The sequence below is a fragment of the Pseudanabaena sp. BC1403 genome (assembly GCF_002914585.1).
Taxonomy (GTDB): domain Bacteria; phylum Cyanobacteriota; class Cyanobacteriia; order Pseudanabaenales; family Pseudanabaenaceae; genus Pseudanabaena.
In genome coordinates this window covers 29,061-42,893 of the sequence record NZ_PDDM01000006.1, presented here as the reverse complement: position 1 = coordinate 42,893, position 13,833 = coordinate 29,061, and the positions used below count along the sequence as shown (strand labels likewise).

General features: G+C 43.0%; 9 protein-coding genes and 1 pseudogene. 5 read left to right on the top strand and 5 right to left on the bottom strand.

All coding sequences use genetic code 11. From position 1 onward, the window contains the following. Window positions 1-123: 123 nt before the first annotated feature. Window positions 124-4,548 (bottom strand): annotated as a pseudogene (locus CQ839_RS07440) (PAS domain S-box protein); the annotation flags it as partial. A gap of 355 nt (window positions 4,549-4,903) precedes the next feature. Between CQ839_RS07440 and CQ839_RS07435 the strand changes: the two are divergent. Together CQ839_RS07435 and CQ839_RS07430 are read left to right on the top strand one after the other, a co-directional pair. Continuing rightward, window positions 4,904-5,743 carry a sigma-70 family RNA polymerase sigma factor gene (locus CQ839_RS07435; protein WP_103667649.1) on the top strand — a complete coding sequence of 280 codons (840 nt, stop codon included), beginning with the start codon at window positions 4,904-4,906 and terminating at the stop codon, window positions 5,741-5,743. Window positions 5,744-5,879: 136 nt separating this feature from the next. After that, a complete protein-coding gene (locus CQ839_RS07430; RefSeq protein WP_103667648.1) occupies window positions 5,880-6,110 on the top strand; it encodes a type II toxin-antitoxin system HicB family antitoxin in 231 nt (76 codons plus the stop codon). 90 nt (window positions 6,111-6,200) lie between these two features. On the opposite strand, the gene CQ839_RS07425 is transcribed toward CQ839_RS07430, so the two are convergent. Beyond that, on the bottom strand, window positions 6,201-7,679 hold the full coding sequence (locus tag CQ839_RS07425; RefSeq protein ID WP_181016134.1) for a phosphoglucomutase/phosphomannomutase family protein: 1,479 nt from the start codon (window positions 7,677-7,679) through the stop codon (window positions 6,201-6,203). Between the two features lie 187 nt (window positions 7,680-7,866). Here CQ839_RS07425 and CQ839_RS07420 point away from each other — a divergent pair, with 187 nt between their 5' ends. Both CQ839_RS07420 and CQ839_RS07415 read left to right on the top strand, forming a co-directional pair. After that, window positions 7,867-8,052 (top strand): hypothetical protein, encoded by a 186-nt coding sequence (locus CQ839_RS07420; protein ID WP_103667647.1) that lies wholly within the window; start codon window positions 7,867-7,869, stop codon window positions 8,050-8,052. A 55-nt stretch (window positions 8,053-8,107) separates the two neighbouring features. Further along, the gene (locus tag CQ839_RS07415) at window positions 8,108-9,787 is read left to right on the top strand and encodes a CocE/NonD family hydrolase (RefSeq protein ID WP_103667646.1); all 1,680 of its coding nucleotides are present in this window, start codon (window positions 8,108-8,110) and stop codon (window positions 9,785-9,787) included. 102 nt (window positions 9,788-9,889) lie between these two features. Here the strand turns inward: CQ839_RS07415 and CQ839_RS07410 are convergent, their stop codons facing one another. Further along, window positions 9,890-10,270 (bottom strand): glutamyl-tRNA amidotransferase, encoded by a 381-nt coding sequence (locus CQ839_RS07410; protein WP_103667645.1) that lies wholly within the window; start codon window positions 10,268-10,270, stop codon window positions 9,890-9,892. Window positions 10,271-10,316: 46 nt separating this feature from the next. Next, window positions 10,317-11,789, bottom strand: a complete 1,473-nt coding sequence (gene dnaA, locus CQ839_RS07405; RefSeq protein WP_103667644.1) for a chromosomal replication initiator protein DnaA — start codon at window positions 11,787-11,789, stop codon at window positions 10,317-10,319. A gap of 186 nt (window positions 11,790-11,975) precedes the next feature. Between dnaA and pdxA the strand changes: the two genes are divergently transcribed. Then, a complete protein-coding gene (pdxA, locus tag CQ839_RS07400; protein ID WP_103667643.1) occupies window positions 11,976-13,058 on the top strand; it encodes a 4-hydroxythreonine-4-phosphate dehydrogenase PdxA in 1,083 nt (360 codons plus the stop codon). A 106-nt stretch (window positions 13,059-13,164) separates the two neighbouring features. Here pdxA and rplI read toward each other — a convergent pair whose 3' ends face one another. Further along, on the bottom strand, window positions 13,165-13,626 hold the full coding sequence (gene rplI, locus CQ839_RS07395; protein WP_103667642.1) for a 50S ribosomal protein L9: 462 nt from the start codon (window positions 13,624-13,626) through the stop codon (window positions 13,165-13,167). Between the last annotated feature and the right edge of the window lie 207 nt (window positions 13,627-13,833).

Genomic DNA, 13,833 nt, shown 5'->3' with positions numbered 1-13,833 from the left:
GAAAACTAGACTGGAACTACAGAGATTTTTGACTGAGACTGATTCAATATATAGTTCCATCATTCCTGATGAGATTTTGGATAGGTCGAGAATGTCATTGATCAGTGATAGCAAATGTTCGCCGCTTGACTCGACTGTAGAGATCGCCTTTAATTGCCTTTCGTTTAGTGAGCCCAAAACCTCTTCTTTGAGAGATTCTGACATTCCTAAGATGGAATTTAGCGGCGTGCGGAGTTCGTGGCTCATATTAGCGAGAAATTCGTCCTTGAGCCTTGTGGCGAGGAGAAGTTCCTCGTTAATATGTTTTAGTTGGGCTTCAGCTTGTTTGCGATCGCTTAGATCGGTATGTGTACCCATCATTCGCAAGGCACGACCATTGACATCCCACTCAAACACTTTGCCACGGGCTAAGATCCATTTATAGCTACCATCTTTACATCGTAGCCGATGCTCGTTTTCATAAAAGAGAGTTTCCCTATTTAGGCATTTATTGATATCCGCGTAGGATTGGGCGATATCGTCGGGGTGGGCGAGATTTTCCCATGACTCAAATTTATTCTCAATTTCATCATCTGCATATCCCATCAAGGCTTTCCATTGCTGGGAGAAGAAGACTTCATTGGTTTGAGTATTCCAGTCCCAAATGCCATCACCAACGCTTTCTAAGGCAAATTGCCAACGTTGATCGCTTTCTCTCAAGACTGCTTCGGCATTTTTGCGATCGCTAATATCTAGAATCACACAAATGGTTTCATTGTTTTTATCTTGCAGTAATGCAGCCCCAATCAAGATAGAAACACGACTACCATCTTTGCGATAGTATTCCTTCTCCCAAGGAGCGATTTGACGATGTTTGAGCAAATATTCCATGCTGGCATAGTCTTGCTCTATGTATTCAGGTGGAGTCATCGCTAGCCAATCAATTGCCCCAGTTTGGAAATCTTCTCTGGTATAGCCAACCATCTCTAAAAAGCGATCATTGGCATCGATAATATTCCCTTGAAAATCAGCAAAGAGCATACCGACGACGCTAGAATCAAATACTCTGCGAAAACGATCTTCGCTACTTTGTAATGCAATTTCTGTTTGTTTGCGATCGCTAATATCAAAATTAATCCCAGTAATGCTCAGAGGCTTACCGTCTGCATCCCGTTCGAGTTTTCCATAGGCTTTGTTAAAGTGAATACTCCCATCAGGATACACAACACGAAATTCAGTATCATATTCATCTATTTGTCCCGTGGCAATTTGTTGAAGTAGCATTTCATTTGTAGCAAGATCATCAGGATGTAGTGAATTAGACCAAATTTCGCAGACGATCTGTGAGTCAGTTTCTTTACATAACCCGTAAAGTTCATACATCCGATCATCCCAAAAACCAATATTTTGCTGGATATTCCATTCCCAATAACCGATCGCTCCAGACTTAAGCGCCAAAGCTAGGCGATCAGTTGTTTTCTGTAGTTCTAATTCTGCTTGTTTGCGATCGCTGATTTCAGTAACGACCCCTTGCCAGACAACGTCACCATTTTTGCGCTGTGAGGGAAGGGAGTTGCCTCTCAGCCATTTAGTGCCAGAATTTGTGATAATTCGCCATTCATGAGAGAAAGGTTGTAATGTTTTTAGACTTTGTTCGATTGCATCCCCATAGCCTTGGAGATCATCTGGATGCATCTGTTCAAAAATGATTGCAGAATTCTGATAAGCTTCAGCGACGGTCAGTTCATGGATTTTCTCAGCGGCAGGGCTGATGTATTCAAAGTAAGGTGCTCCATGCAAAGATTGAACTATGCTATAAATCACACTTGGTGAAGCATTGGCTAATTCTTGGAATTGCTGTTCCTTTTGAGCTAATGCTAATTCTGCTCGTTTGCGATCGCTAATATCCTGAAAAGTCCCCATCACGCCTATCACATTCCCTTCTGCATTTCTCAAAGGGATTTTGTTGGTTTGCACCCATATCTGTTCACCTGTAGGTGTGGTAACCATTTCTTCAAAGTTGATTTTGGCTATGCCTGATTCTATTACTTGGAGATCATCGGCACGATAGGCAAGAACTTGGGTTTCACTATTAGAAAAATCAAGATCGGTTTTGCCAACAATATCTTGCACAGAGTTCAGGCTAGTTGTATGGGCAAAAAATTGGTTGCATCCCAAATAGACTGATTCTCTATCCTTCCAAAATACAGACAAAGGGAAGGCATCGAGGACAGTTTGTAATAGTACTTGAGATTCTCGCAAGGCATTTTCGGCTTGTTTGCGATCGCCAATATCGGTTAACGATCCGATGTAGCCAGTGACTTTCCCGCTCTCATTGAATTCTTTGACGAGTTGAATAAAACACCAATTAATAGTGCCATCTGGGCGAAGATGTCTGCCTTCCCCAGTCAGCATAAGTTGTCGGGATGAAGGCGAGAAGAACTCATGTTCTATCATTCCTCTGATCATATCTTGCTCATCGGGATGCACTGCGTCGAGCCATCCTCTCCCCATTGCTGATGCGGCGGATCTTCCTGTCATTTCGCACCAACGTTCGTTGACGTAGATACAGTTTAATGGGCGATCGAAGCGAGTAATGGCAACAGGGGAAGTAGAGACCAATGTTGAGAAAAGACGTTCGCTTTCTTTTAAGGCTTTTTCAGCTTGTTTGCGATCGCTAATATTGTCAGAGCAACCAATTAAGCGAATGGGATTTCCCAGTGCATCCCGAACGAGCGAAAGACGCAAGCCTATATAAATTATTTTTCCTGATTTTGTCCGATTCTGTATCTCAACTTCATGAGTTCCATTTCTCATTAGTGGGCGAAAGACTTCGGGTTCCATGATAGGAAGGTCTTCCTCTAGGTAAAGCATACTAACGTTCTGCCCGATCGCCTCATTAGACTTGTATTCATAGAGTCTCTCAGCCCCAATGTTCCAAGTTTGGATCGTGCCATCCATCGTAGTAGAAATTACTGCATCATGAATCTGCTCCAGCATTTGCGCTTGCAGTTGTATTTCTTGAGTGCGTTCTGTGACTTTTGTTTCTAGGGATTGATTGAGTTGTTGCAATGCTTGCTCGGCTCGTTTGCGATCGCTAATATCACGAACCATCCAGAATAGTTGAGGCTGATTATTAACAAGATTGATATTTTGGGTTACGGTAATTTCGGCAGGGAAAGGATCTCGCTGATGATTTCTCAGCGTAATTTCCCAAGTTGTTTTGGCATAGGTTGCGGTTGAAAGCCGATTGAGTTGGGTGTAGAAAAAATCTCTGTTGTCAGAGGTAACAAACACGACCAATGGCCTTTCTACAACAAACTCACGGCTAATCGCAAGCAATTCTAAAATAGCTTGATTTGCCTCTAGTATCTTGCCAGATAAGTCCGTCACCAGATAGCCATTAGGTGCAAAGTTAAATAAATTTTGGTAGCGCTCCTCTTCGCATTGTAGTAGTCGATGTTGCTCTATCTGCTCTTCAGTAATAACCCTCAATTCCTCCACAGTACATTGCAATTCCTCACTGATTTTCTCTAATAATTCATTGCGATCTTCTAGCGCTTCTCGCTGATTTAAGAGTAAAGCCTCAACTCGGTGGCGTTCTGTCAGTTCAGTTTGCAACTGTTGATAAGCGATCGCTTGTTTAATAGAAATCGATAGCTGCACCGCTAGCTGTTGAATTAGCTGAACATCTGACTCTAGCCAAATCCTTGGAGCCGCGCATTGATGCAAAATCAGCAAACCCCATAAAATGCGTTTGTTAGCATTGGGCAATAGGATCGGTACTACCAGATTGGCGCGTACTTGAAATCTTTCGAGCAGTTGAATGTGGCAAGCTGTCAAATTAGCCGCATAAATATCATTAGCAACGAAAATCCTGCCCTCGCAATATGCACCACCGAGATTTTCGAGAAAGCAGGTATCGTTAACTTGCACATTTAAGCAAGGCCGCCAAGGTGAGACGATATCTTCGGCAACAATTTTGCTACTCATATCTGCTGGGTTGAATTTATAAATAGTGGCGCGATCGGCACTTATAAATTGACGCACCTCTTTAACAATTGCATTCGCGATATCGTTTAAGTCCGTAAATTCGCGAATCCGCAGTGCGATTTCGGAGGTTAATATTTGCTGTTGCTGCGATCGCCAAAGTTGACGACTGAGAGCAGTTTCCCTCAGTACATGATTAACCGTAGTAGTGAGTAATTTTGCCGTGAGATCCCCTTTCAGCAAGTAGTCAGCCGCCCCCAATTTCATAGCACTTACAGCCGTTTTTTCATTTCCCTGCCCCGTCAACATAATCACAGGAACTCGATCTTCTACACGATCGATATTGATTGTTTCTAGAAATTCCAGCCCATCGCCATCAGGCAAACTCAGATCGAGCAACACAATGTTAGGTGAACGCGATCGGCACAGTTCTAAACCTTCTTCTAGGGTTGCTGCTTCGATAATGCGATAGGTGCTTTCTGTGTCTGATTGCAGATAAAGCGAGTACGTGGCGCGATCGGTCTCAGCATCATCGACTATCAACAGGGTTATAGCAGTCCGCAAGAGTTGATCAGTCATTTATAGTATTTATACTTATTGCATTAACGTTGACTTATCTTTCTAAATTATCTCATAAAAATTTTTGCTCAATGGCTGATACCAAAACACAAAATGGCTACGCCATTTTGTGTTTTTAAAACCCTTTTATTAATTAAAGTAGCTGCGGCTTATTTCAACAGAGGGATTGCACAAATTTCCCTCTTTATTGATAACACCTAACAACCTGTTAGGTGTTGGCTATTTTTTATACTTGAAAATCCCTAACAGCTTGCAAGGTGACCGATCGCCCCTGTAACAACTAATCTAAGTACATCAAACAAGTAGCTTTCTTAAATGACTTGATCAATGGGCTTGATTAGTTCAGGGCAAAACTATGACCACCGCAACATTCGCCGTTAACTCCAATATTTCTGATCACTATGGCAACACCTATACTCACAAAGTCCGTGAGTTTTCGGCTGAAGATAAAACCACAACCCTCGAACTACTCAAGCAATATCGCAAAGCACCATCAACATATCTACGCGATCGCCTTGTGCGTTTAAATATCGGTCTTGTCAAAAAAGAAGTACATTTTTGGGCAGATCGTAACTCTGAGCTATACGATGATTTATTGCAAGTGGGGGCACTTGGTCTAATCGGAGCCGTTGATCGCTTTGAGCTAAATCGTGGTTATGCATTTAGTTCTTTCGCTGTCCGCTACATTCGCGGTGAGATTCAACATTATTTACGTGATAAAAGTTCGTCAGTCCGCATCCCTCGCCGCTGGATGGATTTGCAACAGCAATCAGTGCGGGTGATGCAAAAGTTACGTAATACTTTGCAAAGAGAGCCTTCGGTGCAGGAAGTTGCGAATGCCCTCGGAGTGACACTTATCGAATGGCAAGAAGCGAAACTCGCCTGTCAAAATCGCGCTCCCTTAAGTCTTGATGCACCTATTCGTTCTGAAGAAGAAGATGCTGCTTCCATTGGAGATTTAGTTGCTGATCCTAAAAGCAATATGCAATTACAGCAAGATGAGAAGTTCCGTCTACAACAGGCTTTAGCAGTTCTAGAACAACGCACTAGAGAAATCGTGGAGTTTGTGTTTATTGAAGATCTACCTCAAAGAGAAGTCGCTAAAATGCTAGGGGTGAGCGCAGTGACAATTTCTCGTCAACTCAAAAAAGGTTTGTCAACTTTACGTTGTGTATTAGAAGCTGAAGCTTGCTAAAATCCCCTCATATTTTTAAAAACCAAAAAAGAGATGCGGCGCAAAGCGCCGCATCTCTTTTTTGGTTTTTATATTTTAGCTCAGTAAGCGATCGCTATATAATTACTTACAGTAAATAAACTCTGGACAAGTTGCTATGCTAACTACATTCACAGCGAATTATACAAAAATTGACTCAGGTTATATGGGGCAGCTTATAGAATGGCAAGAAGTAATTACAGAGGGAGATACTCTTGAGCTATGTCGTGAATCCCTCCTAGATGCCTTACAGCAAATGATTGCGGCTTATAAGCAACAAAGTAAAGAGATTCCTACGGGTAAATCTTTGCTGGAGCAGATTCCTGTGGAAGTATCGAATTACAGCTAATGCTATATGCAAGCAAGCGGGAATTAGCCCAAAGTTTTAATAGATAGATTACAAACACGTAGGGGCAATTCATGAATTGCCCCTACGTGTTTAATTGAATTGTTCTGCCCAATTGGAAATCCAGTTGAGAGTTTTATGCACAAGCTCAGGCGTTGATGCTTCGCAATAGAGGCGCAACAAAGGCTCAGTGCCGCTAAAACGAATTAAAAGCCAACTTCCATCGTCTAAACGGAACTTAAATCCATCGGGAGACTTAGCATCGATTACTTTCCGTCCAGCGATTTCGGTCAGAGAGAATTGCTGAAGAGTAGAGACGAGCTTCTCACGCGCTGCCATACCAGATAGCTTTTTATCAATGCGATCGTAATGGGAGACAAAATTAGTTTGCTTTTGCAAATCGCTGTACAGAACGCTCAAATCTTTGTCTGATTGTGCGATCGCCTCTAGCACATACAAAGCCGAAAGCAAAGCATCACGCTCAGGAATATGATTGCCATAGCCGATACCGCCCGACTCTTCGCCACCCAATAGACAAGGAATTCCTGAAAGCATTCTTTCGGCAATATACTTGTAGCCAACAGGAGTTTCGTAAACGGTCAGATCGAAAAGAGCGGCGACTTTGGGCATTAAGTCAGAGCCACTGATCGTTTTAATCAGTTCTCCTTTAAATCCGCGATACTTAGCAAGATGTTCTAGCAAGATCGGAATCAGGATTTGAGAACTCAGAAAATTACCTTCGCTATCCACAGCCGCAATGCGATCGGCATCCCCATCAAACACAAATCCTACTAGAGTTTTTTCGGGATGGTCATGATGATAGGTTTTGACTTGACGGAATAGCTCGGCAATATAGCGGGGGAGTGGTTCGGGTGCGCCACCACCAAAGAGAGGATCGGTATCACTGTTGATTTCAATAAGACTGGCTTGGGTTGTGGATGGCAATTCTAAAACTTTCGCTAAACCACCTGCGGCGGTTCCATGCATCACGTCTGCAAAGATGGTTAACTTTCCCATAGCGATCGCCTCTTTGATCGCCTCGATATTCACTTTGCTCCGTAAAGCTTGGCAATAGCTTGTCCATGCATCAAAAGTTTCGATTTTCCCCTTTTTAGGATTTTCGTAAACAAAGTCCCCACGTTCTAAGATTTCTTCAACTTTTGCAGTCACATCGGGCGATACTGAGCCACCAAATGCACCCTTGATTTTTAATCCCGAATAGTTGGCAGGGTTATGGCTAGCGGTAATTACCAATGCGCCCAAAGCTTTGCGATCATAGGCTGCCCAGCTAAAAGCAGGTGTTGGTGCAAATTCTTCGGCAAGTAAGACATCAAATCCGATCGCGGCAATGGCTTCGGCGGTGCGTTTGGCGAAAGCATCGGACATGAAACGGCGATCGTATCCAACAATAATTGTGTTGCTGCCAGATTCACCAAAGGTTTCGCGAAGTATATGTGCTGCGATCGGCGCAACTGCTGCTAAGCGATCAAATGTAAAGTCATCGGCAATGATGCCTCTCCAGCCGTCAGTCCCAAAGCGTATGGGGGGATGCAATGTGAATTTGCCGTGCATAAGCCTTTTAAAATTTCTTTTAGGTAAAGTTTATCCTGAATTCTTGTCATCTAGAGCAACTGTGCCATTTTTACTTCAGTGCAAAGCGCTGTAAAATAGCTAAGGAACCAGTTTTTTGTGATGTGGCGAAGCCGCGCCATAAAAAACTAAATGGCACAAGCCTAAATAACTTACTAAAACCATAGATATGTCTACTCCTGAAGCTCTAAAAGAAAGATTTGTGGCGATCGCTAGCAAGCGTGAATTATTGGTGCAGTTGTCTCTCAAAGATAATTTGGGTAGCTTGAGCATAGATGTAATCCAAGCCCTAGAAGAGCTTGATGATTTACTAATTGAAATCAGAAAAGTCTTTCCTGATTGGCAGCAGAATTAATAACATTTAGTAGCGCGGCGAAGCCACGCTACTAAATTACTCCTAGAATATTTTGATGCCTCCTAAAATAACTGCATTCCATTCTCAAGTTAATGTCCAGCGCCAAGTCAAAATCCCCATGCGCGATCGCATTAATTTGACCGCTGATATTTATCGACCCAAAAAAGTTGATAGTACTTTACCAGTACTATTGATGCGCTTACCCTATGGTCGGGCGATCGCATCGACTTGCACCTATGCGCATCCGAGTTGGTATGCCAGCCAAGGTTATATTGTAGTTATCCAAGATGTACGCGGTTGTGGTACTTCTGAGGGTGAGTTCTATCCATTTCGTAATGAATATGATGATGGATATGACACAGTGGAATGGTGTGCAAAAGAACTAGAAGGCAGTAGCGGTAAGGTGGGAATGTATGGATTTTCCTATCAGGGGGTGACCCAATTTCAAGCTGCTGTGCAACAGCCTGAAGGGCTAATTACAATTTGTCCGACTATGGCAACGGCGGATTTATATCATGGTTGGTTTTATTTTGGTGGTGCACTTTGTCTAGATTTTGACTTGGGCTGGGCTTTGCAATTGGCGCAAAATCGAGCATGGTATTTAAAACAAGAGCCTCAAGCCACGAACCTTTTTGATGCCCAAAAGCAAATGTCTAAATGGCTAGCTACTACGCCACTAAGTGAAATAGAACTATTTAAGAATGAATCCTTTGGAGATTTTGGTGAATTCTTTTTTGATTGGATTGGGAATCAGCAAGCTGATGATGATTATTGGCAAAAGCTAAATCCTCTGAGTTATTTCGATCGCTATGATTTACCTGCATTACATATTGCTGGATGGGCAGATATTTTTATTGAGGCAACGATTAACACATATCATCAAGCTAAAGCCGCAACGCAGAAGCCACAGCATTTAGTGGTTGCCCCTTGGCAGCATATGCCTTGGCTGCCGAAAGTAGGCGAGATTGATTTTGGCGAAGCTGCTGTTTCTAAAATTGATCAATTACAGGTTGATTGGTTTGATTTTTGGTTAAAAGGAATTGAGAATGGAATCTGCGATCGCGCTCCTGTGCAGATGTTCTTGATGGGCAAAAATCACTGGCTAGATTTACCAGAATTCCCCAAAGATACTCGTACAAAAATATTCTATCTCTCTTCCCAAAAACAACTGAGTGACGAATTACGAATTACGAATTACGAATTACCAGACATCTTCGTTTACGATCCTCGTAATCCTAACCCTGCTACACCCTATGGATTTTACGATCAGCGTCATGTGCATCATCGTTGGGATGTATTAGTTTATGAGAGTTCAGAATTGGATCAAGAGATCGCGATCGCAGGTATTCCCGAATTTATTCTTTATGCAGCTACTACTGCCCCTGATACTGATTGGGTAATTAAACTCTTAGATATTTATCCCGATGGTAAGCAAATGCTGGTGTCGATGGGTGTGTTACGAGCGAAGTTCCGTAAATCATGGACTGAGCCTGAATGGATTGAATCTGATGTGGTAAATGAATATCATATTAAATTGCGTCCAACCTGTCAGAGCTTCGCTCAAGGCCATCGCATTGGCGTAGCGATCGCAAGTTCGGCTTTTCCTGCGATCGAGCGTCATTCTAATACGCAGAAATTGCCATCTGAAGCAACTGTCAGTGATTTAGTAGAAGCAACACAGCAAATTTTTTATGATGTTGAATATCCTTCCCATTTACAACTACCAATCAAATAAAAAAGGTGCGAAGCGCCTTTTTTATTTGATTGGTATACGCAGTTCTCAATTCAGTGTGACACAAAAAATGTAGGGGCAATTCATGAATTGCCCCTACATTTTTTAACGCTTTGCGGTGTAAGCTCGCCAACCACCATAGGAAGTAATTTCCTTTTGACCTTCACATAAAAATGGTTCGCCGAGAACGCCTAAAACCTCTTGTCCATCAGACAAAACAATTTTGCCAATACATAGACCAGCAGGCTCAGACAATAAAATTGCACCCAAAGCATCAGGAGTAACTGACCAGATCTCCAAGGCGATCGCATGACCATTTTCGCTAACTCGTAGCATCGCAGGATGGCGATCTGAGATCGTCCAAAGCCGATAGATAGGCGCAGTTACTTCTTCTCTGACAAATATCGCACCAACCTTCTGCAAGTTACCATTTAACTCTAGCCCTCGCATTAAAGTTCCATTTACGGCAAAATCAATCATCTGCATAGTTTTTTATTGTGGTATGGGTGGACGGCGTTTTGCTTCTATTTCGTTAGTTTTTAGTTTGAGCGACGAGATAGATGCGATCGCTTAACTGCCTCAACAACTGGGCGATATCACCATCAGTTGATTGTAGTTGAGCAACTTTTTCGCAGCTATACATCACCGTCGTATGATCTTTACCGCCAACAGCCTCACCAATTTTTGGCAAACTGAGATTAGTATGTTGACGCATGAGATACATCACATACTGACGAGCTTGGCTAATTTCTCTGCGCCGAGAATTTCCTAATAGATCCGCTAAATCAATATTCAGCATTTCTGTAACTACACTCAAAACCATCTCCGCAGATACTTCTACAGGCTCTTTAGGAGGATTGAGAACAGGTGCAACATTTTCTACCGTCATCGGTAGTCCTGAGATGGAAATATAGGCAACAGTACGCACTAACGCTCCTTCCAATTCACGAATGTTAGAAGTGTAACTCGCAGCGATGTAATGGAGGACATCAGGAGGGATTTTGAGATGATCGTATTCCGCTTTCTTTTGCAAGATTGCCATGCGCGTCTCTAGATCGGGAACTTGGATATCCGCAATTAATCCCATGGAGAACCGTGAACAAAGTCGCTCTTGTAAACGCGGAATCTGAGCAGGTGGGCGATCGCTTGCTATGACGATTTGTTTACCAGTTTCGTAGAGTGTATTAAAGGTGTGAAAAAATTCTTCTTGAGTGTATTCCTTACCCTCGATAAATTGAATATCATCAACAATCAGCATATCGATCTCGCGATATAGCTCCCGAAATCTCTGCATACTATCTTTACGAATTGCCGAAATCAGATCGTTAGTGAATTGCTCCGTCGATACATAGGCAATTCTAGCTTTCGGTTCGATTTCCAGACGATAATGGGCGATCGCTTGCATCAGGTGCGTCTTGCCTAGACCCACACCGCCACATAAAAATAAAGGGTTAAACTCGCGCCCAGGGGACTCGGACACCGCCAGCGCTGCCGCATGTGCCATGCGATTGGTAGAGCCAACTACAAAACGATTGAAATTATACTTAGAATTGAGATTACTAGGACGGGGTGTATTGCTGTGGGTTTCGGACTGGGGGATGATGGGAGTATTAAGCGTATTTGGAATTGCCGCTGACATGGCTTGGACTGCTTCCGCCGCGATCGCTGTTTCTAGCATCCCATCTTGACTAATTTCAACACCGTCGAGATTGAGATTTAGTTCTGGTTGACCAGTGGGAGGTTCACTACTTGGAGCCGCCTCAATATGAATTTCCACGGGATAACCGAGGATCTCTGTTACAGCATCTGTAATATTTTGAACATAATATTTATGCAGCCAATTTTTAGCGAAAATTGAGGGCGTGCGAATAGTCAAGCGATCAGCCGTAAGCTCATCAGCCACAACTGTTTTAATCCACCCTTCGTAAGTAGGACGGCTAAGTTGGCTTTCAAGCAGTTCGAGAACTTGATTCCAGAGGGTTTCTAAGGAAATATCAACAGACATCGTTGGTTTTAGTCAGGAGGGCTAACAGCGGATCACGATCTTATCGCGTGGATTAAAATTTTGGAGAATTACTTAACTACTTGTGCAGAATAAATTATCGAAACCCGTAAAGTTGCCCCCCACAGGAGCACAACTTTACGGGTTTGGGTTTGTAATTAGTTATGTACATCTAAATTAACTGACTTAATGAATATTCTGCAAAATCCCCACACAAGCTCCAGATTAAAATCTCAATCTAATTCTAGAGCGCGAATAGCTCTCACTATAGGCGATCCCGCAGGAATTGGGACAGAAATCATTTTGAAATCTCTTGCCGATCGCACTTTACTAGCTCTAGATGCTGAGTTTACGGTGTTTGGCGATCATCGGTATCTCAAAGACACCTATGATTTGTTAAGAAATCATGGCAACCTACTAATTACCGATCCCGATCGCCTAGAGATTGCTGATATCTGCACCAATGAGGCGATTTCATTGGGAATTGGCAATAGGGCTAGTGGATCAGCAAGTTTTGCTTATCTAGATGCCGCGATCGCCGCAACTCTGGCAGGAGATTTTGACGCGATCGTCACCGCCCCGATCGCAAAGTCAGCTTGGAAACAAGCGGGGCATGACTATGCTGGACAAACTGAGTTGCTAGCCGAGCGTAGCCAAGTCGATGATTTTGGCATGTTGTTTGTGGGCAAATCTCCTCATACAGACTGGGTATTAAGGACTTTGCTAGCGACGGTGCATATTCCTTTGAGCGAAGTGACAACGCAACTTACGCCAGAGTTAATTGAGCAAAAATTAGAGTTGTTACGCCGATCGCTGTTACAAGATTTTGGTATCACGAATCCACGTATTGCTATATCAGGAATCAATCCCCATAGCGGTGAACAGGGGCAACTGGGACATGAGGAGCGCGACTGGTTACAGCCTTTAATTGATAGTTATCGTCAACAGCATCCTAATGTGCAACTCACTAATCCAATTCCGCCCGACACCATGTGGATCAATCCAGCGAGAGCTTGGAGCGATCGCGATCGGGTTTCACTTGGTCATGATGCCTATCTCGCCATGTATCACGATCAAGGTCTAATTCCCGTAAAGCTTTTAGCTTTTGATCGGGCTGTGAATACGACGATTGGTTTACCCTTCGTGAGGACATCACCCGATCACGGTACTGCCTTTGATATTGCAGGCAAAGGTATAGCTGATCCTGCTAGTACGATCGAAGCGATCGCTTTAGCTGTAGAACTCACAAAAATACGTAGGGAATCGCCGTAAAACTAAGGAACCAAGTTTTGTGTGGCGCGGCTTCGCCGCGCCACACAAAACTTGGTTCCTTAGTTTCCAAAAGTAGGCGGCGCATTGCGCCGCCTACTTTTGGAGATTATTCAGCAATAACTTGGATTTTGATGGTTGCAGTGACTTCAGCATGAAGCTTGATCGAAACATCAAAAGTACCTGTTTGATTAATTTCAGGAATCGTAATGTCGCGGTGATCGATTTCTAACATCGACTTCGCTGTAATCAACTGAGCAACTTCGCGATCGGTAACAGTACCGAAAATTGCATTACCTTCGCCAACTTTTTTCTTGATAATAAAGCCGCCAATGGTCGAGAGTGCAGTCTTACGGCTTTCTGCTTCTTGGCGAATCGCGATCAAACGTTGACGCTCAACTTCTTTGCGTCTTTCAACTTCTCTAACAACACCTGTGGTGGCACGAATAGCCATACCTTGAGGTATGAGGAAATTTTGGGCATAACCTGGCGCTACAGATACTAAGTCGCCGAGTTTACCTAATTTTGTAACATTTTTGGTCAGCATGACCTGCAAATTACTCTTTGCCATGTGCTTTTGACTCTTACTCGTTTAAAATATAGATTGGGATCTATGAAAGTGTACCGTCAGCACTCTTTCATTAATCATCATGAGAATTACTGATATCTATGGTCAAACCACGATGTTAGAACTAATATAGATACATTAGAATTTACGGTTTTAACCAGACTTTCTAGTATAGCGAAAAAACTGGCTTTGTAGACTCTACAAAAAATT

Coding starts and splice junctions, on each gene's coding strand:
- CQ839_RS07435 (WP_103667649.1), top strand. CDS start 4,904: ATGACCACCGCAACATTCGCCGTTAACTCCAATATTTCTGATCACTAT.
- CQ839_RS07430 (WP_103667648.1), top strand. CDS start 5,880: ATGCTAACTACATTCACAGCGAATTATACAAAAATTGACTCAGGTTAT.
- CQ839_RS07425 (WP_181016134.1), bottom strand. CDS start 7,679: ATGCACGGCAAATTCACATTGCATCCCCCCATACGCTTTGGGACTGAC.
- CQ839_RS07420 (WP_103667647.1), top strand. CDS start 7,867: ATGTCTACTCCTGAAGCTCTAAAAGAAAGATTTGTGGCGATCGCTAGC.
- CQ839_RS07415 (WP_103667646.1), top strand. CDS start 8,108: ATGCCTCCTAAAATAACTGCATTCCATTCTCAAGTTAATGTCCAGCGC.
- CQ839_RS07410 (WP_103667645.1), bottom strand. CDS start 10,270: ATGCAGATGATTGATTTTGCCGTAAATGGAACTTTAATGCGAGGGCTA.
- dnaA (WP_103667644.1), bottom strand. CDS start 11,789: ATGTCTGTTGATATTTCCTTAGAAACCCTCTGGAATCAAGTTCTCGAA.
- pdxA (WP_103667643.1), top strand. CDS start 11,976: ATGAATATTCTGCAAAATCCCCACACAAGCTCCAGATTAAAATCTCAA.
- rplI (WP_103667642.1), bottom strand. CDS start 13,626: ATGGCAAAGAGTAATTTGCAGGTCATGCTGACCAAAAATGTTACAAAA.